Source organism: Tahibacter sp. (genome assembly GCF_032229445.1).
In the GTDB taxonomy this organism is placed as follows: Bacteria; Pseudomonadota; Gammaproteobacteria; order Xanthomonadales; family Rhodanobacteraceae; genus Tahibacter.
The window spans coordinates 1-23,395 of record NZ_JAVTWC010000099.1 but is presented as its reverse complement, the minus strand read 5'-3'; the positions used below and the strand labels follow the sequence as shown (position 1 = coordinate 23,395).

14 protein-coding genes are annotated in these 23,395 nt (G+C 64.6%); 7 read left to right on the top strand and 7 right to left on the bottom strand.

What is annotated here, in order from left to right:
* Positions 1 to 21: 21 nt before the first annotated feature.
* Together RUU78_RS16945 and RUU78_RS16940 are read right to left on the bottom strand one after the other, a co-directional pair.
* Positions 22 to 408, bottom strand: coding sequence for a nuclear transport factor 2 family protein (locus RUU78_RS16945; RefSeq protein WP_313918640.1), 387 nt, complete (start codon positions 406 to 408; stop codon positions 22 to 24).
* A gap of 344 nt (positions 409 to 752) precedes the next feature.
* A complete protein-coding gene (locus RUU78_RS16940) occupies positions 753 to 1,817 on the bottom strand; it encodes a M35 family metallo-endopeptidase (protein WP_313918639.1) in 1,065 nt (354 codons plus the stop codon).
* A gap of 754 nt (positions 1,818 to 2,571) precedes the next feature.
* Between RUU78_RS16940 and RUU78_RS16935 the strand changes: the two genes are divergently transcribed.
* Positions 2,572 to 3,519, top strand: coding sequence for a calcium/sodium antiporter (locus RUU78_RS16935; protein WP_313918638.1), 948 nt, complete (start codon positions 2,572 to 2,574; stop codon positions 3,517 to 3,519).
* A gap of 398 nt (positions 3,520 to 3,917) precedes the next feature.
* On the opposite strand, the gene RUU78_RS16930 is transcribed toward RUU78_RS16935, so the two are convergent.
* A complete protein-coding gene (locus tag RUU78_RS16930) occupies positions 3,918 to 9,887 on the bottom strand; it encodes a carboxypeptidase regulatory-like domain-containing protein (RefSeq protein ID WP_313918637.1) in 5,970 nt (1,989 codons plus the stop codon).
* Here RUU78_RS16930 and RUU78_RS16925 point away from each other — a divergent pair.
* From RUU78_RS16925 to RUU78_RS16900, 6 genes are all read left to right on the top strand, one after another.
* Positions 9,886 to 10,074 carry a hypothetical protein gene (locus RUU78_RS16925; protein ID WP_313918636.1) on the top strand — a complete coding sequence of 63 codons (189 nt, stop codon included), beginning with the start codon at positions 9,886 to 9,888 and terminating at the stop codon, positions 10,072 to 10,074. The genes RUU78_RS16930 and RUU78_RS16925 overlap by 2 nt on opposite strands.
* A gap of 536 nt (positions 10,075 to 10,610) precedes the next feature.
* Positions 10,611 to 10,982, top strand: a complete 372-nt coding sequence (locus tag RUU78_RS16920; RefSeq protein WP_313918635.1) for a PadR family transcriptional regulator — start codon at positions 10,611 to 10,613, stop codon at positions 10,980 to 10,982.
* A complete protein-coding gene (locus tag RUU78_RS16915; protein ID WP_313918634.1) occupies positions 10,954 to 11,550 on the top strand; it encodes a hypothetical protein in 597 nt (198 codons plus the stop codon). Before RUU78_RS16920 ends, RUU78_RS16915 begins: the two co-directional genes overlap by 29 nt.
* Before the next feature lie 116 nt (positions 11,551 to 11,666).
* Entirely contained in the window at positions 11,667 to 12,833 is a 1,167-nt protein-coding gene (locus tag RUU78_RS16910) for a metallophosphoesterase (protein WP_313918633.1), read from the top strand.
* 292 nt (positions 12,834 to 13,125) lie between these two features.
* Positions 13,126 to 14,001 carry an AraC family transcriptional regulator gene (locus tag RUU78_RS16905; protein ID WP_313918632.1) on the top strand — a complete coding sequence of 292 codons (876 nt, stop codon included), beginning with the start codon at positions 13,126 to 13,128 and terminating at the stop codon, positions 13,999 to 14,001.
* A gap of 140 nt (positions 14,002 to 14,141) precedes the next feature.
* Positions 14,142 to 15,029: a CPBP family intramembrane glutamic endopeptidase gene (locus tag RUU78_RS16900; RefSeq protein WP_313918631.1), complete on the top strand. Its 888-nt coding sequence runs from the start codon at positions 14,142 to 14,144 to the stop codon at positions 15,027 to 15,029.
* A gap of 458 nt (positions 15,030 to 15,487) precedes the next feature.
* Here the strand turns inward: RUU78_RS16900 and RUU78_RS16895 are convergent, their stop codons facing one another.
* The 4 genes from RUU78_RS16895 to RUU78_RS16880 all read right to left on the bottom strand — a co-directional run.
* Complete coding sequence (locus RUU78_RS16895) at positions 15,488 to 16,210, bottom strand: rRNA pseudouridine synthase (RefSeq protein ID WP_313918630.1); 723 nt, start codon at positions 16,208 to 16,210, stop codon at positions 15,488 to 15,490.
* Between the two features lie 699 nt (positions 16,211 to 16,909).
* A complete protein-coding gene (locus RUU78_RS16890; protein WP_313918629.1) occupies positions 16,910 to 18,340 on the bottom strand; it encodes an amidohydrolase family protein in 1,431 nt (476 codons plus the stop codon).
* A 211-nt stretch (positions 18,341 to 18,551) separates the two neighbouring features.
* Positions 18,552 to 20,582: a patatin-like phospholipase family protein gene (locus RUU78_RS16885; protein WP_313918628.1), complete on the bottom strand. Its 2,031-nt coding sequence runs from the start codon at positions 20,580 to 20,582 to the stop codon at positions 18,552 to 18,554.
* A gap of 253 nt (positions 20,583 to 20,835) precedes the next feature.
* Positions 20,836 to 23,395, bottom strand: a 2,560-nt coding sequence (locus RUU78_RS16880; RefSeq protein ID WP_313918627.1) for a hypothetical protein, incomplete at its 5' end; no start/stop codon positions are given.

Sequence of the window (23,395 nt, the reverse complement as noted above, 5' to 3'; positions counted from 1 at the left end):
GAACGAACCGTCGGGCAACGGCTAGCCGGCCTTGTCCTGTTTGACCGTCTCGGTATGAGCGGCAGCCAGCCATACGCCACCAACGCGAACCCAGGTGGTGGTGTCCAGGCAAACCATCTCCTGAGGCTGACCCTTCATCTCGAATTTTTGCACCACCTCGTAGGTTGCGACCGCCACATCCGGGGTAGGGAAGAGGACTTTCTCGTTGGAAAAGGAGAACGCGGTGATCTTCGCCCGGCCTTCCTTGGCCATCGTGATGTACTCGGTCGGGCTGAAATGGTGGATACCGAACATGGCCACACTGGTCGCCGTTTCGGTCAGCAGCGCCGCCGCTTTTTCCGGCGCCTGGTCCAGCATCGACTGCCAGAATTCGGTCTCAAGCTTCATGATGTCAGCTGCACTGGTCATGTCGTTCTCCTGGTGCTGGGAGACGGGGGTTTTTCGAGTGCGCCTCGGCCTCAGGTTGGCCGGTCATGCCTGCCGCGCTCGCGGTACAGGCGAAAATCTGTGGAAAATTCCGCGCGAACATTTTTTGCTGCGCATTCGACAAGTTCTGAAGGAACTGCTGCCGCAAGGCTCATGCGGACGAATTCGGATGAAACCCGATGACACGGGGCAGGGTTTAGTCGCTGCGGTGCATAGGCGGCGTGAAGCAGTGCGAAAGTCTACGTGGCCCTGTCAGCTGCACCGCCCGATGAACCGGGCGGTGCAGTTCTTCCTACGCTACACGTGTCAAACCATCGGCAGCGGCATCAGTTGCCGTTGTTCGCGTTGTTGGCAAAGTAGTGGTAGTTGTCGGCGTTCCGCGCCGCCGACGCCGGATTGCTGACCGCGAGGTTGTGCGAGTTCGTCGTGCCGTAGGTCACGTCGTCGGTGTTTGCCACGACGTCGAAATGGCTGACTTCATGCACGAGGATGCTGCCCTTGGAATACGGCGCACCGGCATTGGGATAGCCCCAGTACGACGAGCACAGGTGGATGCGGTACGGCTGGTTCGGGTAGACGTACGCAATGGCGGTCGGCGCGGCCGGGCAGGTGCAGTTGAACACGAACGGCTGGCCTGACAGCGCGTTGTAGATGCGCGTGAAGTTCGAGCGTACCGTCGAGTAGCGCGACGCGTTGTACGTACCGAACCACCACGTGTAGCGCGTGCCCGTGCTGCCGGCATTGAGATAGTTGCGCGAGCTGTTCGCGTAGGTTGTCGCCTGCGTACGCGCCGCGGGCATCGCGTTCTTCTGCGAGGTCGAGCAGCTTTCATAGCTGTTGGTCGCCGCGAGCAGGACTGGGCCGGCCTTGTGCGCAGGCGAGTCGAACGCATCGACCGCCGTGTCGACGTGGATCGACGTCGCGGCCGCCCGATCGAAGTCGAGATAGCCCGCGTCGATGCCACCCTTTGCGGTCTGGCCGACTTCGGCGATCACATCGCGCGCATCCCGCGCATAGCGCACCTCGTACTGGCCGCCCGCCTTCATGTCGTAGTACGCCGTCAGGTCGACCTCGGCCGCGAGCGTGGCGCCTGGTGCGAGTTCGACGTAGTCGGTCCCCGCGGGCGACGTACGCATGGCCAGAATGCCCTCATAGGCGACAGGCTCGCCGTTCTTCGTCACCTGGAACAGCTCTGCGGAGAGGCCGTCGAGCGGTGTCTGCCAGCGCAGCACATGCAGGGTACGGTCGGTGTGGTTCGTCAGCGCGTAGTGAATCTTGCCGCTGCCGTAGTCGCTCGTGGCGAGCGGTTCGGACAGGGCGACGTCGAGCCCGGCAGCGCCGGCGGTTCCCATGAGGCCGAGTGCAACAAGTCCTGCGAGAAGTCTGTACATTGAAGTTCCTCCCAAAAGCATTTTTGTGGATGGTTAATGTCACCGGCGCACGATCCCCCGTGACCATGCGCCAAGAGTGGACAACGCGAAAAAGCAAGGATGTTCGACTCAGGGAGCGATAGAACCAAAAGGAATACCGCTCGACAAGCGACTGACCGCGAAAAAATGCAGGTTGCGGTCTGGCGCCGGTTCAACTCATCGGGATCGAGGGACGCCAATGAGCCGCCGCAGTGATCCCCGCCCAGACATCCGTGAGGCAGCTGCTCAGCCGCTCGCGCGCGGCAAGCGACCACATGAAATCCACCTCTCACGGCAGCGACGGCTGCGGGCCATGCCGTGCCGATAGCTTTTTTTGATGCCGGAGCGCCGACGCGCCTCAACACCATTTGCACGATGGCACTAAGCTGTCAATTCAACGGCCGAGCGACGTAGAATTCTTATCGACCAACGATCATGAATGGGCAAGGATTTCCGGATTCTGTGGGGCATTCTTGAACGCATCTCGGCTGAACCCCGCAATGCGTCAACGAGGCGCCATGCTCGCGGCACCAGACTCATCGCTTGACTGGAACAGCATTGCGATCGCGTGAAAGCGACGCCCTGGTTTGTCTAGGTCAGTGTGATCAGCGACAGCGCCGATGACACCGATTCCACGACGTTGCCATGCGCGGAGTTCGAAATCGGGCCGTTGCCCCTGGTAAGTGCGAGCAAGCCCCATCCAACAGCCCAACAGGCCTTGCGCGCCGGGAGCCAAATGCTCTATCCGATTTTGACCATCCTCGCGGGCCTCGCGCTACTCGCGGTCGGCGCCGAGGTTCTGGTTCGCGGCAGCTCCAGCATCGCCCTGCGGCTTGGCGTTACGCCCTTGGTCATCGGCCTCACCATCGTGGCGTTTGGCACCGGCACGCCGGAATTGCTGGTCAGCATCGAGGCGGCCAGCACGGGCAACAGCGGATTGGCGCTCGGCAACATCGTCGGATCGAACATCAGCAATGTCGCGTTGATCCTGGGCTGCGCGGCACTTGCTCGTCCCCTGCGGGTACGCTCGATCCTGTTGCGTCGCGAAGTACCGCTGATGATCGTGGTGACCTTGTTGCTTTGCGTGATGCTGCTCGATGGCGGACTGAGTCGGCTCGATGGCGCGATTCTGCTGCTTGGCTCGATCGTGTACACGGTGGGTGCCTACGTGTTCGCTAAGCGCGATCGCAGCCGCGAAGTTGCGGCTGAGTATTCTGACGCCATGCCGCCGGTAACCCGTGCGTCCTGGATCGACATGCTCTACATCGTCGGGGGGCTGGTCGCTCTGATGCTCGGCGCGAAACTGCTGGTGAGCGGAGCGACCGTCGTGGCAGTGGCGCTCGGAATGAACCAGGTGGTGATCGGACTGACCGTCGTCGCGATCGGCACGAGCATGCCCGAGTTGGCAACATCGGTAGTGGCCGCGTTGAAGGACGAAACTGACGTCGCCTTCGGCAACGTGCTCGGCTCGAACATCCTCAACATACTTTGCATCCTGGGCCTGGTTGCGCTGATCCAACCCTTCGGCGCCGAGGGCCTGACCACTCTCGATCTGGCGGTGTTGGCCGGCAGCGCGATCGTGCTTTTGCCCCTGATGTCACGAGGGTCGATCCTCAACCGCTGGGAAGGCGCTGGACTGCTCGTTGGCTACGTGATCTACGTCGGGATCCTGGTTTCGCGTTGAGCCGCGGAAGTGTCGCCCGATGAGCGGCGCAGTTCGTCTCCGTTATCGTCGCACTTGTGATGGAATCCGGCGCAGTTTGGCAACGGCATCCGTTGTCGTATGCCCGGCTCGGCCCGTGGATACACGCTCGGCCAATCTGCGTCCGCAGGTGACGAGCGGAATGGGATTGGTCGCGGCGCTTGCCGGTGGCATCGGGAGCTTGGGTGGACCGTTGATCCAGCGTGCCGGGTGTTTGGCGTAGGTGTCGTCGAGCGTGATCTGGCGGACAACTGCGGCGGGAAGCCAGCCGCAGACGGCACGCGCCTGCGGCACGGATGGGTGTTGCCGACATTCGGCACGGCCGCAACGCCGAGCCCTCGAAAGCAAGCGCCCGGATCACCCGGGCGCCATGCCTGCTCTTACTGGCCTTCCGGCAGTGTCATCCAGGGCACATTGCCGAAGACGCCCGTGCGAAGGCGAACCAGCGGGTCGGCCTCGGTCCGGTTTTCGATCCGCAGGAAGCCATCGCCCATGTCGATCGCCAGGTAGCCGTCGCGTCCACCGGCGGACGCGGCGCGCCATTCGAAGCCGAGCAGTCCGAACGAGGCGTCGATGCGGTGCCAGGTGCTGCGTTCATCGTGCCCGACGGCATTGCTGGTGACGATGCGCAGCAGCGCCACGTCTCTGAACCGGACGAGTTCCAGGCGGAACAGCGCGGCGCCGTTCGCCGATTCTCCGGCCGCCATGATCAGCGGCACGCTGCTCAGTTCCTGCAGCAGAGCCGGCGCGATGCGTACCCGAACGCCGGCCGGATCGAGCGGCTCCAGAATGTGTGTGAGCGGCCCATCCCCGAAACCGTCGATGAAGATCGCCAGCGTATCCACATCGGTCGCGCTGTCATTGGCCGGGTTGTTGTCGGTGCTGCCCGTGGAAGTGACCGTCGCGGTGTTGCTGATCTGGTCGTTCGCATCGCCGCCGAATACCGTGCTCGAGTAGACATAGGTGACGCCGCTCCCGACCGGCAGGGTCGCTGGGGTATTCATCGTCGTGCCCGTACCGTCACTGCAGCTGGCGCCACCGTAGGGCAGACAGATCCAGCTGGCGAGGTACAGGCCCGGCGGCAGGACGTCGTTGACGGTGGCGGTCGCGGTACTTGGTCCCGTGCTGTTGGTGACCGCGATGATGTAGTTGATGGTCCTGCCTACGCCGACCACGCTGCGGTTGTCAGTCATCGACAAAGCCAGGTCGGCGCTCGGTTGCAGCGTGTCCGTATCGGTAGCGGTGTTGTTGGCCAGGTTCAGGTCGAGCGTTCCAATAGCCGCCGTAACCGTGGCCGTATTGACCAGCGTGCCGGTCGCCGTCGGATCGATCGCGCAGGTCGCCGTGTAGATCACCGACGCCGCAGCGGGCAGGTTGACCGTATCGTTGATAGTGCCGCTGCCAGCCGCCGTGCAGGTGCCGCCGCCCGAACCGGCGCAGGTCCAGGTGCACGTCAACGCCGCAGGGAAGGGGTCGGCGACCGTGGCCGCCGTGGCCATCTGCGGGCCGGCGTTGGTCGCGGTGATCGTATAGGTCACCGAACTGCCCGGTACCGCGGACACCACGCCGTCGCTCTTGGTCACGGACAGGTCCGCCCCGTCCAGCGGCGTGGTATCGCCGGCCGTGTTGTTGGCGGTCGTCGGATCGACGCCATTAGTGCTGTCATCGGCGATGCTGCAGCTGTTCGCAATCTGGCTGACACCGGCCGGAATGGCGCCGGATACGGTCACGGCGAACGTTGTGGTCTGATTGCCCGAACCCGCACTGAGCGCGCCGACGCTCAAGGTGCAGCTGGAGCCGGCATTGTTGTTGGGGGCACAGACCCAGCCGGCCGTGCTGGCACCGGCGTTGAACGTACTGCTCTGCGGCACCGTTTCGCTCAGCACCACGCCGGTCGCGCCCTGATTGCCGGTGTTGGCATAGGTCAGGGTGTAGGCGACGGTACCTCCCGGCGCCACGGTCGCGCCGCCGTCGGATTTGCTAACCGTCAGATCCGGCGTGGCGTTGAGCGGCGTGGTATCGCCGCCGCTGTTGTTGGCCGGTGTCGGATCGACGCCGTTGGTCCCGTTGTCGGCGATTGATGCGTTGTTGGTCAGCGCCGCGACACCCGCCGGCAGCGGATTGACCACGGTGACCGCAAAGGTTGCCGACTGTGTGCCCGTCGCAGCGGTGACGGAACCCACGGACAGGGTGCAACTGGAGCCGGCGTTATTGTTCGGGGCACAGACCCAGCCGGCCGTGCTGGCACCCGGGTTGAACGTGCTGTGCTGCGGCACCGTTTCGGTCAGCACCACGCCCGTCGCGCCCTGATTGCCGACGTTGGCGTAGATCAGGCTGTAGGCGACCGTACCGCCCGGCGCCGCGCTCGCGCCGCCATCGGATTTGCTCACCGTCAGATCCGGGGTGGCGTTGACTGGCGTGGTGTCGCTGGCGCTGTTGTTGGCCGGGGTCGGATCGACGCCATTGCTGCCGTCATCGGCGAGGCTGCAGCTATTGGAAATCTGGCTGACACCGGCCGGAACCGAGCCAAGTACGGTTGCGGCGAACGTTGTCGTCTGATTGCCCGAACCGGCACTGAGCGCGCCGATGCTCAGGGTGCAGCTGGAGCCGGCATTGTTGTTGGGGGCACAGACCCAGCCGGCCGTGCTCGCGCCGGCGTTGAACTGCGTATTCGCCGGTACGGTTTCGGAAAGCACCACGCCGGTCGCGCCCTGATTGCCGGTGTTGGCATAGGTCAGGGTGTAGGCGACGGTACCTCCCGGCGCCACGGTCGCGCCGCCGTCGGATTTGCTCACCGTCAGATCGGGGGTGGCGTTGAGCGGCGTGGCATCGCTGCCGCTGTTGTTGCCCGGGGTTGGATCGGGGCCGTTCGTGCCGTCATCGGCGAGGCTGCAGGTGTTGGCAATCTGGCTGACACCGGCCGGCACCGAGCCGGCTACGGTTGTGCCAAAAATCCGCGTCTGATTGCCCGAACCGGCACTGAGCGCGCCGACGTTGAGGGTGCAGCTGGAGCCCGCGTTGTTGTTGGGGGCACAGACCCAGCCGGGCGAGCTGACGCCGGCGTTGAACTGCGTGTTCGCCGGTACCGTTTCGGTCAGCACCACGCCGGTCGCGCCTTGATTGCCGGCGTTGGCGAAGGTCAGGGTGTAGGCGACAGTACCGCCCGGCGCCACGCTCACGCCGCCGTCGGATTTGCTCGCCGTCAGATCCGGGGCAGCGTTGAGCGGCGTGCTGTCGCTGGCGCTGTTGTCGGCCGGAGTCGGGTCGGTGCCGCTGGTTCCATCGTCGGCGACCGACGCCGTGTTGGTCAGCGCCGTTACGCCCGTTGCGAGCGGGCTGACCACGGTAACCGCGAAGGTCGCGGTCTGTGGGCCTGCCGCGGCGGTGACGGAGCCCACGGCGAGGGTACAGATCGCACCGGCGTTGTTGTCCGGCGCGCAGACCCAGCCGGCCGTGCTGGCACCCGCGTTGAACGTGCTGTTCGGCGGCACCGTCTCGGTAAGCACCGTGCCGGTGGCATCGGCTGCCCCATTGTTCCGGTACGTCAACGTGTAGGCCACGCTACCGCCGGGACTGGCGCTCACGCCGCCCTCGCTCTTGGTGAGCGACAGGTCCGGTGGCGCCAGGGCGGTGTAGCAGACTGTGGCATCGCCGAGTGACGGTGTTGCAGTCGGGTTCGTGCTGCTCAGGTTGGCCCGGTAGCGCAGGTAGCGCTGCCCGTTGAACTGCGCCAGGGAGGCGCCGCTGCTGAAGTAGCTGGCGGCGGTGCCATCCGGGCCCACAAAATTGAACGGACCTGTGGCCTGATTGCTGGCCGCCGCCTGGAAGCGCAGCGCCGTATCGGTCGGCTCTGTGCCAGTCCACGACAGGGTCGTCCATTTCGAGTACGCGCCCGCCACCGGGTTGGTGTCCTTGAGTGCCGAGGTCTGCTCGCCCGAGGCGACATAGCCGAGGTCGACGTAAAGACGGAAGCCATGATCGTTGTTCGCAGTGCCGGCCGCGCCGGCCCAGGTGCTGCCGCTGTTGGACGAACTGGCCCGACGGCCGCCGGCATAGGGGTTCTGCAGCGCGGTGGCGCCGGTACCGGCGCTGACCGTGCCGAAGTAGCCCGGTGCCGGCGTGCCGGCGGGTATCGGACTGGCCGGCCGCCAGACCAGCGCGTACTGCGTTCCGGCAGTGAGCGTCACCGGCGGGGCGAAGGTGGCCGTGAAATAGGCACCGGCCCCGTTGCAGAAGCCGCCGATCGTTGCGGTGGCCAGATCAGCGCCGGTCGGCAGGTTGGCCGCGGCATTGCGGATCGACACGGTGAGGTTCGGCATGGAGACGGCCGCACAGTTCAGGCTGAACAGGTTCAGGTCCACCTTGACCACCGGCCCGGTGATGGCAGGAGTGAACGTCTGTCCGAGCCAGGTCGTGGCTGTGGTGCCGGCACCCTGCGTCCCCAGCGTCGTGTTCTGCTGGTCGACCGGCATGGCGCTCTGCAGAACCACGCTGTCGGGCTGGATGTCCACATCCACCGCGGTCTGCAGGCCCGCCTGGAAATCCGCCCGCGTCGTATCGATCGGGCAGGCGGCCGTGGCAGCGGAATCGAGCACCAGGTTCTGCGTCGTCGTCGCGGCATCGGCGACGACGAGGCTGTTCGCACTGGCGCTGACATAGCCGGACCGGCTCGCCACGATCAGCGGGTAGGTGCCCGCCGGGATGCTGCTGAACTGATACAGCCCATTGGCGTCGGTCGTGGTGACGCGGCTGCCCAGAGCGACCGTTGCGCCGGCCAGTGCGGTACCGCCGACCTGCGCGGTGATCGTGCCGGACACCGTGCCGCCGGCACCGACCGGCGTGCAGCTCGGAAAGGCAAACGAGCCGATCCGGGTCTGGTAGTTCAAGCCATCCGCGACGTAATACTGGTTGGTGTACCAGAACGTGCAGCCATCCGGATCCAGGGTCATCGAACTGTAGTCACCCCAGCGCGCTGAACCGACCTGGGCACCGGTGCCCTGGATCAGCAACTGTTCGGTCTGACTGAAGGTATTGACCGGATCGGACGCGAGCCGGCCGGCGTAGGCGATCGCCGGTTTGGTCGTGCTGCTGGACGTGCTGTAACCCATGACCATGTCGCCGGCACGATTGAGCGCCAGGCTGGGCATGAAGCGGTGCAGCACATTGGCGCCGTCCGGGTCCCAGGTCGCCGCCTGCGGCAGCGCCGCCGCCACGATGCCACCGGTCACGTCGGCCTGGTACCAGCGCGGCGCGGCGAAGCCGGTCGTATTGGCGCGACGGACCGTGTGGGTGTTCCACAGCGATTCGACGCCGCCGAAGTTGGTGTACTGGTTCTGCATCATCGCGCGAATCGGCAGCACGTCGACGGCGGTGCCGCCCAGGGCGGGCGCGTTGGGCACGGTTGCATTCGGCCAGCTGGTGCCGGCAAGGGGCACGCTTGGGCCGGTAAAGGTCGACTGCGAGACGCGTTCCCAGTTGACGCGAAACTCATACACCGTCAAGCCGTTAAGGAACTGCCAGGACGACACGAAATAATTCGGGCGCCCCGGTGGTGGCGTGCCGGTCTGCAGGCGGGCGTTGGCCGGCAGCAGGGTGAAGTCAGCGGCTGGCGCGTCGAATGACACGACCTGTACCGTCGGCTGGGCCGCGTACATCTGCGCCTTGTTGAGCGCGTACACGCGCGAGCCCTGGAAGGCGGCGCCGGAGGCATAGCCGAACATGTTCACCGACATGTAGATGCCATCGGGCCAGATGCCCAGCTTGGGATAGTCGCCAAGCCCGCCGGTGGTGTTGATCGAGTAGAAGGCCCAGCCGCCGGTGAGCGGGTTGCCGGTGAGGGAAACCGCAAAACACTGGAACGCACCCGGCGGATTGATGACGTTGTTGCCGCCATCGAGTTCGAAGGCGAAATCGGTCAGGATCCAGCGATCCTCGAAGGTGTCGTACAGCACCACCGGATCGCCGAAGTTCGCGGTGTCGCACAGATTGCCGATGTTGCCCTGGCTCATCAGGGTGTCGAAGCTGAACGCGGCTTCGCGAACGCCATCGGACTTGCGGTAGATGCCGATCGACGAATTGATCGCCTGGATGTAGTACACCGGCCCGACGTCGCCATTGGTATCCGGCGGATGGCCGCTTCCCCAGGTGCTGAAGTCCAGCCCCTCGAAATTGGCGATCGGCGGCGGCGCCGGTGCGCGCCGGGCCGGCGCCAGCTCGGGCGATGCCGCCGGGCCGCCGGGCAGTGCGAGCGGGATGCGCGGCGGATCGCCGTGCTCGGGACGCTCGCGGCGTCGTGGCGAGTTCTGCGGCAGCGAACGCAGATCCAGCGCGCGGCTCGCCCCGCGGGTCATGACCGATTCCTTCGCCTCGGCGCCGCGCATCGGCTGCGGTGCTGCCGCCTGTCTCTCCGACATCTGCGCCGATGCGCCGACGCTGACCACACTCATCGCCAAACCAAACACGTACCTGATCATCCCCATCCCCTGTGATGAGAGCGGTGAACCCGAAACCGGCGATCATCGCCCGCGCCCAGGATGAGGCCCAAGTCAGGCCCCGGCGCGGAGAGTGGTCCTACCGGCGATGCAGGTCAAATCTGTCATGTGTCCCGCTCGCTACCTGAACGCGCCGGCGGTAAACGGCTCCGATCCGCACTAGCACACATGTGCAACCTGGCAACCATCGAGCACCGAGTCGCGCACTCTCGGCGGCGAGGTCGCCGACGGCTACGAGGTTTTGCACCTTCATGACGTCCGGTGTCGCTGGCTGTCGGACGTCGCGACACGGTGTCTGCGCGAGCAAGGCCAACGCTAAGCCCTGGATCTCACCGGTGTGCGAGATCAGATCGCAGCAGCCGCCACTAAGCAGGTCGCGGCCGCCAACGACCGCAATCGTTGGGCCAAGGCCCGGCACATCGCTCGCTCACCGACTTGAGTGCTCAGTCGGCGGAGAGGCGCGACATAGGCAGACCGCCGCTGAAACGACAACGCCGGCCATCAGCCGCTTGCGGCTTGACATCCAAAATAATGCCATGCAGCATACCTTGCATTGCAAGGTACTATGGATGGCACAAAACCATGGCCGAAGACGAACAGGAAAAATGGCAAATCCAGTTGCGTAAGGGCGCGCTCGAGCTGGTGATCCTGGCCAGCCTGCGGGGAGGGGCGGTCTACGGGCTGGCGCTGCTGCGCCATCTTCAGCAATTTCCCACCACGGCCATCACAGAAGGAACGCTGTATCCCCTGCTGGACCGTCTCAAGCGTGACGGGCTGCTGGACGCCAACTGGATGCAGGAAGGGGAGGCGCGGCCGCGCAAGTACTACGAGCTCACCGGCAAGGGCAAGCAGAAGCTCGTCGCGCTCATGCGGGCGTGGCGGCAGTCGGTCACCGACATCGACGCCCTGCTGGCCACCAAGGCCAGTGCAGAACACATCAACAGGGGAGACTGACATGACTTCGCATCATCTGATTCGCCGCTATGTCGACGCGCTCGCCCTGCACCTGCGAAAGCTGGACAAGGCCGACGCCGCGGAAGTCATTCGGGAGATCGATAGCCACATTCACGAGGTCATCGAGCAGACCGAGGCGCGCGGCGAAGTCCCCGACGTGGATGCGCTGCTGCAAGGTTTCGGCTCGCCAGAGGTGCTGGCCGCGCAATACGTGGCCCACATCCGCACCGGCGCGCCTCCGCCGGCGGGCTTCCGCGTCATCCAGCGTGTCAAACAGACGGTGACGCGCGGCCTGTACTACTCCATGGGCGCATTCGGGTATTCCGTCGCCATCGCCTTGCTGCTGCTGGCAGTGGCCAAGCTGTGGCAGCCCTCGCTGGTCGGTGCCTGGTCGATAAACGGCGGCCATTCCGTTGCCATCGCCTGGTCCGGATCGCCTTACCAGGATGCGAAGGAATTACTGGGCTACTGGCTGGTGCCGATCGCCCTGCTGGCTTCCACGTGGTGTGCCGTGCTGACACACCGGGTCATGCGGATCTTGCGGGTGCTGCGTCGCGGGCTGCGCTGACCGGGGCCCCTTCACGCCGGCGGCCAATCGCCGCTCGCTTTCAACCCTCGCGAACGATGCGTGGCGGCCTGCGCGGCTGTCCGGCTTCGCTCGCGCCAAGAATGAGAACAGCAAGCATGAAAACCGTGACGACTTTCGTCGGACATTTCCTTGTCGTAGCGCTGGTATTGGCCGTGATCGCCACCGGCTTCGGCCTTTGGCATGGCGCAGATTTCCACTATGGCCATATCGAAACCGCCTACAAAGCTGGCGACGAAGGTCCGCATGTGTTCCGGCAGGGTGACCACTGGGTATCGCAAACCCTGCGCGGCGACGGCAAGAAGGGCTTTCAGGTGGAAGAAAAGCGGCATGCGCTGGCCGAGCCTTTCGCGGTGGACGTGGCTTTCCCGGTCGACCAAAGCCGATTCACCGTGCGGGCCACGCCGCAGTTCGTCACGCCGCCGATCCACTACCGCGACGCCCGGCCCATCCTCGCGATCTCTGACATCGAAGGCAATTTCGGAACCTTCCGGGACTTCCTCGTCAATTCCCGGGTAATCGACACCAACTTGAACTGGACCTTCGGCAACGGCCATCTGGTACTGCTCGGCGACTTCGTCGATCGCGGCGCCTCGGTGACACAGGTGCTGTGGCTGATCTACAAGCTCGAACACGAAGCGACGCAGGCCGGCGGACGCGTGCACTACATTCTGGGCAATCACGAGATCAAGAATCTGCAGGGCAATTACCTGTCCAGCCACAAGAAGTACTTCAACGTCGCCGCAATTCTCGGCCGGCAGCCATTCGATCTGCTCGGCGACGATGCCTTCCTCGGCAACTGGCTCGCCAGCAAGAACACGATCGAAGTCATCAACGGCATCTTGTTCGTGCATGGCGGCCTCCATCCGGCACTGACCGACAAACCCTGGTCGCTGGAAGACATCAATCGCCTCGTCCGCGACAACTACCGCCGCGTCTGGTATCCGAAGCAACAGGCCAGCAGCGAAGACTTCCTCGTCAATCCCGAGACCGGGCCGTCGTGGTATCGCGGCTACTTCAAGGACGACCTGTCGCCGGCGCAGGTGGAGAAAACCTTGGCGCGGTTCGGTGCGACCGCCGTCGTCGTCGGCCACACGCTGCACTGGCGCGTAAAGAGGCTGTTTGACGGCAAAGTGTTCGCCATCGACGTCAAACACCCTGTCGACCATCGCCACACGCTGCCGCTGCGGCGTTCGGAAGGACTGTGGCTGGAGGGAGGACACGCCTGGCGCGTGCTGGATGACGGTCGCCGCCTGGCGCTGTGAGCCATGCCGCGATGCGGATACGCTGAAAACGATCATCGGCGAAGGCAAGAAATCTCCGCCAGCAGCCCGCGATGCCACGAATACCGTCCCCGCCGGACCACGCTGCGAAGTCAGCGAGACCTCGCTCCTGTTTCTGCTGGAGAGCCGGCTCCCAAGAAGATGATCGTACTCAATGCGAGTCGGCGGAACCCCTGGAATCCGATAGCGGTCACACCGGCGTATGCCATCAGACTGCTTTCCAACCGGGACTTCTCGATGATCGTGTTCAAACTGGCGGGAGGTCCGTGATCGGATGGCAGGCAATGCAACACTGTCGCTGCAGCACGCAGTGGGTGGGCAGCAGCGCATCGAAGCGCATCTCCTGGGTTGCCAGTTCGCACCGCATCGGCACGATACTTACGCCGTAGCATTGACCCTGCAGGGCGTACAGAGCTTTGACTACAGGGGCCGTGAGCGCCATTCATCGCCCGGTGGCGTGGTAGTGATACACCCGGACGAGCGCCATGACGGCCGGCCCGGTACGCGCGAAGGCTTCCGCTATCGAGGGATTCACATTGAGCCCAGCCGCATCCAGCGAATACTCGGCGGTAGCGAGCTTCCGTTCATTGCAGGTGGCACCTCGACCAATCCGCGCCTGATTCGCGCAGTGCGGATGTTGCTGGCGGACTATCAGCGGCCGTTGGGCGAGCTGGAGTTCGATGACGCGCTCTACGATCTGTCCGCTGCGTTGAGCGCTCTGTCGATGCCACGGCGACCGTTGAAGCCACTGGACTATTGCGCGGCCGAACTCGCACGAGAATTCCTTATTGAACAGTGGGACAAAGACATTACGCTGACTTGCCTGGAGCAAGTTAGCGGTCGTGATCGCTGGAAGCTCTCGCGCGATTTCCGGGTCCTGTTTGGCACCAGCCCGTATCGCTATCTGCTGATGCGCAGGCTCGAACAAGCGCGCGGCATGCTGGCGTCCGGCTTGGCGCCGGCCGATGTCGCCGTGACGTGTCGATTCGCTGACCAGAGCCATTTCATCCGACATTTCCGCGATGCGTACGGCATGACACCGGGAAAATGGACAGGTCTGGCCTCAGCAGCCAACACGCACGATCGTTCTATCCACGCGATGCGGGCCGCAACTAGAGTTCTGCCTCCCGTCAGGAACGATGGACAGTGACACCACGCATGCCAGTCAAGCAGTCCGCTTTCGCACTACACGCCGCGCGTTATCCGATACTCACATTTGTCGCACTGACTTTCACCATCACCTGGACGGTGTGGTTCTGCGTGCCATGTATAGCCGGATCGGACTGGGCAATGGGCAAGATCGTCACCGGTTGGGCGTTCGGACCTGCGCTGGCTGCGATCATCATGGATCGTTGGCGCGGCTCGGGCGCCAGCATCGGTACACGAGTCTGGTGGCTGCGCTTCGCTCCGGTGTTTGCAATCGTCGCGGTGATCGACGTGTCGACGCTGCTGACCGGGGATGGCGTGAGTGCCAGCAAGTTCGCCACCGCCCACCCTCCGGGCCTGTCGACGGTAGGCGTACTCAGCGTGTTGATTGCAGCGACGGTGGCAGGTTTCATCGTCGCAACGATTGCCGGCAGCCGCTCATCGCAACTGTCATCGCTGCTGCAGTGGCGCGTGCCATTACGCTGGTGGTTGGCCGCGCTACTGCTGCCACCGGGCTGGATGTTGTTGGGCTTGTTGATCGCATCGGCTACAGATTCGCCGATCGAATCGATCACCGGCGGACTACCACTACCGGTGTGGATCTTGTTCGTGCTGCGGTCGATCCTCTTCACGCTGCTGGTTGTAGCGGTCGGCGAGGAAGCGGGTTGGCGCGGCTGGATGCTGCCCGAGCTGCAGAAACGTATGAGCCCGGCGCTGAGTACGGTGCTGCTCGGGATCGTGTGGGGGCTTTGGCACTATCCGCTGTTCGTCAACGGGCAGTTTCCTGGTCCTCAGCACCTGGTGTTCGCCAAGGTCGGAGTATGCGTGTTTCTCGGCATCCTGTTCACATGGCTCTACAACCGCAGTGGCGGGAATCTGCTGTTGGTTGTAGTACTGCATACCGTATTGAACAACGTGGTCCGCGTGATACCGATTACTGAGCAGGCCGGGATAGGAATGATGGCGCTGCTGGTAGCACTGGTAATCGTCGATCGGATGTGGCGCCGACCGGACCGGCCGCTGGCTTCGTGAGTCTTGACGCCGTCGGCACCGTTCAACCGCGATGCGGTGTACTGCTTAGAGCCGCTGCGCATCGCCGCCAAGGGACTCCCTGAGGATGCGCCACATGTCGGAACGTCGCCGAGCAGAACGGCGTGATCTCTTTCAGCAGCAACTACGTGCTCTACGGGGACCATCACACAATGTCGCCGGTGAAAGGCGGCCTTTTATGGTGACAGGAGTTGCGGTTGGAGGACTCGTCGCGGACAGGGAAGGGCGTGCGGAACTGCCCCTGCAGGATCGACGGCCCCAGGCTGGTAGCGCCATGTGCGGCCTAGTGAGGATGAGCGGGCCGGGAGGGGCCCTCCTATCCCGTCGCGGGGAGCATTCCGGCAACGGCCCGCGGACGATCTCGGCGGTGTCGAACTTGCGCGGGTCGCCCGAAGTCGTGTCCTCGTCCGGCAGGCGCCATGCCGAATCGGCGCAGAGATTCAGAACCGCTCGTTCGCCGGCAAGTAGCGCCACTGTCCGACGGGCAACTTGCCCATGGATATACGCCCGATGCGAATACGCTTTACCGCCAGAGACGTCAGCCCGACCTGGGCGCACATCGCGCGCAACTGGCCGGGCTGTGGCGCCTTGATCGCGAAACGCAGGCGGTTTTCGCTCTGCCAGCTGGCCTTGCAAGGCGCGATTGGCCAACCACCAAAACTCAGTCCGTGATTAAGCAGTGTGAGACCGTCTGGCGTCAGCTCGCCGCTGACTTCTACGACATACTCTTGCTCGATCTTGAGCGTTTCCTCGATCAATCGCCGGGAAACGCGCCAATCCTGCGTGAGCACAGTCAGGCCACTACTGTCGGACTCAAGCCCCAATGGAATAGTCAACTTGTGAAAATGACGTTTCAGTGCGCGGACACCCGAATTGTCGTCGGCGCTGCGCGTATCCAGCGAGATCTTCTGCCACGCAAGGTCCGCGCCTTCTCCGCCACTCGCACCCTCGGGCTTGTGAAACAGAATGGTCGTGGGCTGCACCGCATCCAGGCTGGCTGCCGGGTCCAGGCTGACGATATTGTCGGAAACCTTGAATTGCGGCTCCTCGACCGTGCTGCCATCGACGCTGACCCAGCCGTTTTCTATGTATTGCTCGGCTTCGCTGCGAGAGCAGCCGATCAGCGCCGCAAGGCGCTTGGAAAGACGAACGGGTTCAGTCATACAGGGCGCCGGGGGATTTCGAAGCGGCCATTGTAAGCGGCGCTACCCGCAAACGCGCAGCGGCCTACGGAGCAGAACCGGCGGCCTCGACGGCGGGAGTCGAGGCAGGAGCGACTGCGGTGACCGGTTCGCTCTCCGGCACGAAGTATTTCCTGGCAGCAGGCCGGCGCGTCAGATTGAGCAACGCTAGTCGTGATTTTCTCTCATCACAGGCCAAGTCGCGGGCGTTTGTGACAGCGCAAGGTGCATTAGTGCACGTTTACATGCCGGACGCGCCCGAACGAAGCCGAATGGCGACGCGCGTCCGGCAAAAGGACACCGCCGCTGAACTGACACTTCGCGCTGCGTTGTGGCAAGCCGGCGGTCGATACCGCCTGACAACCACTGCCATATTGCCGGGCCACCGGACGTCGTTTTTCCGGGCAGAACCTTAGAGACGGGTTGACTGTAGAGACGGGTTGACTGTGCTGCGCTTCGGGACCACGAGATTGAAGACTCCATGTCGCTGCGCGTCGAACGGGTTCCCGATGCGCGGGCATCGAGCCGAGCACGGCCGGCGGATGCGTAGCTTCCAGGACGTCCGGCCTGCCGGAACGTGGTGATCCACGACGGGGGGCTTCGTCCGAGGAGCAACGCCGATCGTGCCCTCGTGCCCTCGTGCCCTCGTGCGCTGTCGTTGCAGCTACGCACAGTAGGTGATCAGGGCGGCGAGGTCATAGCTGCAAGGCGTGCCGCATCCTCGAGCAGCGCATCGAGCGCCTCGCGCTGCAGCAGCCGTCCATCCAGCACGACCGCACGGATTCGCTGCGTGTGGCGGATGTCGCGTGTGGGATCGGCGTCCAGCAACACGAGGTCGGCGCGCTTGCCGACCTCGACCGAGCCCTGTGTCGCTGACAGGCCGAGAAATTGCGCCGGCCGCAGCGTCGCCGCGCGCAGGGCGGCCCGCGGCGACAGGCCGGCGTCGACGAGCAACGCGAGTTCCTCGTGCAGTGAAAAGCCAGGGTAGATCTCAGGCATCGGCGCGTCGGTGCCGGCGAGCACGACGACGCCAGCGTGGTCGAATGCAGAGACGATGCGGCGCGCTGTCCGCCAGCGCTGTCGCGCGAGGCCGTCATAGTTGGTAGAGGAATCAGCGAGCAGGCGCTCCCAGCGCAGGCGTTCGTCCGCGCGCAGATAGCGTCGGCGCGGATCCGATACCGGCGCTCGTCCTCGCCGCAGCGATTCCGCGTGGGCCAATACGAGGGTAGGGACCTGCACCTGACCGGTCGCTGCCAGTGCGGCCGCGACGCGGCGGCAGCGGCGGCGGTCGAAGGTCTGCAGCACGCGCGCTTCCTCGGCGTCGCGCTGTGCTGCCGTGGGCTCGCCCGTTGCAGCGCGACGTTCGTCGATCACGCGCTGCCCGATCGACGAGCAGGCTTCGGCCGTCTGCATCAGATGTTCGTTGCTCGCTTGCCGTGTTGCCGCGGTCAGCAGAGGCACTTGCGCGGGGACATGGCCGGCGACCGGCAGCGAGTGCCGCTGCGCCGCATCAAGAACCGACAGCCAGTGCGCCGTCGGTATATCCGAGAACACCTTGATGAAATCAGCGCCAGCCTCCACGGCGGCATCGACACGTAGCGCTGCGTCTTCAGGCGTCGTGCCGCGCACGGCCATGCCCGCAGCCACGACGCGCGGCGCGAGCCGTTCGCCGGCGTCCAGCTCGCGGCGCCACTGCCGAATCAGCGCGAGCGCCGCCGCATCCGCGTTCATCTCGCGCACCGCTGTCACGCCGTTGGCGACGAACAGCGGAAAGGTCCATTCGTTCGGCGGCCGCCGCGAGTAGCCATTGAACAGATGGACGTGCATGTCCACGAGTCCGGGAATCAGAAATTGCCCTTTGCCATCGACGCGCAGCGCGTCGGCCGGGATCAGCGCGGTGCGTGGATCGGCGACGGCGACGATGCGGCCGTCGTCGATCAGTACGGTGCGAGGCGGCACAGTGCGGTCCCGGACGAGGTCGACCACGCTCACGCCGATGATGGCGATGCGCTGCCGCGAGGGCAGCGGCGAGGCGCCGACCGGGATCGCCGCCAGGCCACACCAGACGATCAGCAGGCCCAGGAACGCGATCTTCGGCGCCGGCGCGCGCATGCCGCTTGCGGGGGGCCAACGAAGCGGTGCCGGGTCGCAACGGCCAGTCGTGGTGTTCACGGTTCTCGCTAGCACTATCGCTGTTACAGCGGCTTGGAAGTTATATCCGCCTGCGCCGGCGCTGCCACCAGCATGGCCGGGCGACATCCCGGCCTGAGCTTGCCTCACAGATTTTCTCCCCTGGCTCGAACGGCTGCTGCGGGCATGGCTTTCAGTAGATGGGTGTAATGCGCAGTTGCGGCAGCGGGCGGGGTGCGCCGTCGCTCAGGTCCAGGTAGGGATCGTTCCACTGTGTGCCCTGCTGCACGAGTGAGCCGTAGAGTGCTTGCGCGGCATCGCGCTTGTCGTTGCTGCGGAACCGGTAGGAGGGCGGATCGGCTTGGCCGGTGCGCGCGATGTCGACGGCGTTGGTCTGGGCTACCTGGACCTGGCGTGTGTCGCTGACAGCGACGTCGATGGTGTAGCGCTGCAGCGCCGAGGCGAGATTGCGCCAGCGAATCCAGTAGTGGTTGTCGAATGAGAAGTCGGTCAGTAGCCGCCTGCCGGCCGCGGCGCCTTTTGCAGAAACGTGCTTGAGGACGTCGTCCTTCATGTCGAGATTCAGGCCGCCTTCGTTCCCGCTCAGGGAAATGTGCACGATGCGATCGCGATGACCCGGCGCGCGGGATTGCAGGATGTCGCGCCAGTTCTGCATCGTGGAAATGATGCTGAAGAGGAAAGTGCCCACTTCGTGCACGGCGAGGCGCCGGTCGATCGCGTTGTAGATGCGCTGCCAGCCCTGGTTGTTCTCCGTAGGCAGGAAGATCGCGTCTTCGATGGTGTCCTTGTCCTCGTCGCGAAGGTCACTCGCGTCGCCCTTCGGGTAGCGCAGATTGAGTGCGAACGTGGGCCAGCAGGGCAGCGCGCTGTCGAACAGATGGATGGGGAAATTGCTACTGATGCCGCCATCGGAGAACCAGCAGACGCGGAATGCCTCGATTCGCCGGCCTGCGCCCGCCGCGCCCGCTGCGCTCCCGGGCTGCGCTGGTGCCTCGCCGCTGGTCGTGAGCGCCTCGGTGCTTGCGCTGATCGAGCGCGCCGGACGTCCGTCGGCGGCGTGAGCGGCGTGAGCGGCGTCAGTGTCGTCAGCTACAGTCTCCGCCGCGGCTTCCGCATTGGCGGCTGCATCGGGCTGGCGGCCCATTCGCGTGGGCTCGTGCAACGGCACGGCGCTGATCAGGACGGGAAAGCTCAAGCTCATGCGCATAGCGACGAGTACGGGCAGGTCGCCGTCGGGCGGTAGCCGGTAGTAGCGGCGTCCTCCGGCGTCCATGGGCGAGTGGTCGCGCTGCACCATCCAGTCGACCAGGGTGCGCGGAAATAGCAGATCGAATTCCTCGCGCCGGAACCAGAAGCGCGATGCGGCGAACGGCAGCGTGCGCGGTTCGTGGTGCGAAACGCCGGTGGTGATCATCTGCAGGTTGATTGCCTTGGAGCCCGGCGGCTCGCCCTCGTAGCGCGCGGCGTTCCACAAGTCGGCGAACGTCAATGGTTCATCCGCCCGCTTGCCTGACAAGATCTGCAGCACGCCGTGCATCCAGTCGGTCAGCGCCGGTGCGGCCGACTTTGCCGGGCCTGTGCGCCAGCGGCTGAACCAGCCGCGCCGCACCGGCATGCCTGAGCAGATGCCGAGCAGGTTGCGGCGCACTACACGCGCGACGCGCAACACGCTGCCTGTCACACCAGCGAGATAGGCCAGCAGAAGCGATGGCAGCAGCGCCGCCCAGAGTCCGGCCGAGCCGCCCAGCGCGCTGCCGAGTGCGAGAAACAGCAGCAGCGTCGCCGCCGCTTCGCCCGGTGCAATAAGCAGCACGCTGAGCAGGCCATGCAACAGCTTGCGCCCGACGCTCGCCTTCCCGGTGAGTGTGACGAGCAGCCGATACGCCGCCTTCGCGCCGCGCGCTGGCTGGAACAGGCCGTAGATGAATCCCTCGGTCGACAGTTCGCCGGCGATGCGACGCAATCCGTCGAAACCCAGGTCCGGCGCCGATGCGGCTGTCGCGCCTTGTGCCGACTTGAGCCGGTCGCCCACTGCTGCGGCGGCGGTCACGGCCGCGGCGATGGCCCCCGCGGACGTGCCGCCGATATTCTTGAAGCGGTACTCGTCGGCGAGTGTGAGCACGGCATTCGGATAGACGATGCCGCTTGCGATGCCGCCTTTCATGACGAGATCGCAATACTTCATTTTCACGTGTGGTTTCATGACGGGTCCGTGCTAGGGAGCGTTCGGTGCGCGCTACGCGCAGGGAGAGTGCCGCCAGTGGTGGACTCCTCCCACGCCGCCTGCAACAGGTGTCAAAAGGTACTATGCGGCTTCTTACGCGAACAGGGGCACAGCTGTCCTGGCGATTGCGTGCAAGATGACAAGCGCAAGGACAGCCGTGCCACGGCGCAGGATGTTCCCGGCAATGCCTGGCGGTTGTCACGGAGTCCGGCCGGCAAAAGCAGCAGCAGGTTCAGGCCGGGCTGTTGTAGATCATCACTTCGCTCCATGGTGCAAACGTCGGCGGCGTCACACCGGCAAACTTCTGTTTTAGGTTGCCTTCCAGCATCAGGAACTGGCGTTCAAAGTTTGCCTTGGATTGCTCGAACGCCGCGCGCCGCTGCGGTGAAAGAACGCCAGGCCAGCGCAGCCGCCGTGCTTCCACCAGGACACGCCTGTCGCCCAGATGCGCCATCCAGCGCGAAGCCAGCCAGGCATCAGCTTCGGATCCGGCCTTCATGAACCGCAGCATTTCTTCATGCAGACGCCGCCGGCGGCGCGCCCAGGCCAGGGCGGTATCGGCGGCGAATGCCTCAAATCCGGTCGGTGCAGCAAGGTCGGCGAGCCATGCCAGGTCATCATCGTCAGCGCGCCAGCCGCGCAGAAGGATTCCCCGGACGCGACGGCAACGCTCCGGCTGCTGCGCTTCACGCGCGATCCATTCGTCCAGCCAGGCGTCCCGGCCCTCAAGCTGGGCGAGACACACCAGTTGCAGGATGTCGTGGTCCGTCCATGCACGGGCTGCCAGTTCGTTGCGAAGGGCGACGATCTCGGGCCGGTCATCCTTGAAAAGCATCACCTTGGGCCGTTCGACGGACAGGCCCTTGTGATCGGCGACGGCGTGATCGTTCGCAAGCAGACGATTAAACCAGCGCGCTGCTTCTTTCATCGGGCCTTGCAAAGCGAGCGCCGTTGCCAGGCGGAGATGCTGGTCCGCGCGGGCCAGAGTATTCGGGGCTAGCCCTTCCAGACCTTTCCTGATCGCAGTCAATGCGGCTGGAGCGCTGGAGGTCAGCAAGCGCACGGCCTCCCGCGCGGCAGGCAGATCCAGCGTCATCCCTGCTGTGCGGGAGCCGTAAGGTGCATAAGCGGCGAGGGTAGCGAAATCGGATGGGGCGGCGTGGGGCCAGGCGTCCCCCAGCACACTGCGCAATAGTCCATGCAGGTCGGTCACGAATAGGGCGATCGCCGCTCCAGAGCCGTCCATGTGCGCGGCAGCCGGCCAATCGTTGGGGCGAAGGCGGAAGCGCAGGTCGCTATAGCGTGGCGGCCACGCACCGCGCAGCAGCAGCGTCGATACTTCTTTTGCAGTCTTGCTGTGACAGCCGGCAATCGTCGGGTAGTAAAGGGTGACAATCTTTGCGTCAGCGACATTGCCGCGCCGGCGGATCAAGCGCGGGATCATGTTGCGCACGGAATCATGCTTGTGCCGTAACAGTTTGGACACGATCTGGCCTTCCTCCAATACCATAGGCCCGGAGCCTTCGGCCAGAACGAGCGCCAACGCGAAAGCGCGTGCAGGATCGTCAAGCTGCCCGCGTGCGGCTTCATTCAGGACCGACTTGGGAATCGAAGCCGAAATTCCCGTCACGTCCAGCCGCTTGATATTGGCCAGATCTGACACACCCGTCAGTGCAGCAAACTGGCGCTCCGGCGCGATCGCCGCAAAAAGTCCGCCACACGCTCGCCCGATCTGGTTGTCGGTTCCTGGTTTGCGTGAATGGACGTGCACCAGCTCAACTGCGATCACGCCCAGCAGCAGGGCGTGATCGCGCACAAAGTGCGCCAGACCGCCGGCGCGCGCAGCGGCGGCGGCGTCCAGCGCCTGCCGGGCAAGGTCCTGGACAATTGCCGCGAGCCGGTTCGGCGCGGTTTCCAGGATCGTGCTTTCGACGTGCAGCCAGGGTTCGGATCCGGTGGCGCTCTCGTCGCGATATAGCTCGCTGTAGTCGAAGGTGTCTGGTCTGGGGCCTGCGGCGAACTTCTCGCGCACTTGCAGTTCGATTTCCGGCGGCCGTTTCGGCGCGAGTTCCTGCGTGTACCTCAGCGAGAGCTCCGCATAGACCTGGCCGTTCAGCAGGCGCGAGACAAGATCTACTTCCTCGTCCGTCAGTTTCGGGTTCGTCTGGCTGCTTGCCACGGCAAGCACCTCGGCCGCAATCGCATCCGTAAGGCCCATCGCCGCCCCCAGATAACGCATATCTTCATCATAAGCGTAGGCCTCTTCGCGGGCTGCGGTGTGGGCCAGGCGGCAGCGCGCCCAATACCCCAGGGAGAGGGGCCAGTGCGCATGGCTGAGGGCGGCAAGAAACTTGGCGGCGTAATCGACAAGTGTCTCGACCCATATCACGGGCGAGGCAACCAGTCCTTCAAAACCCAGTCTGCCGATCTCGGAAAAATGTTCCGCAGAATAGGATCTGAGCCATTCCCTGGCAGCCATTGCGAGCGCTGCTTCAACCTTGGGCTTGTCGCGTCGGCCGACCAGGGCAGTGCAGAGGTCTGGCGCGGCATCGCCAACGAACTCGTCCTCGGAGGCATCGTCTTCGATGGCCTGGATACAGGCCTCGGGCGCTGCCGCAACAACAATCGACAAGGCGCGATAGAAATCGTGCTCGGCGTTCTGCAGTCCGACCCAGTGCCGCAGCAGCGGAGCGAGCAGGCGCGGTGGCCGGGCCGGCAACGCCAGTACGCAAAACACCGCGGTGCGCAGGATGATCTCCACGCGATCGCTGGCGGGAAGATCTTGCATGAAC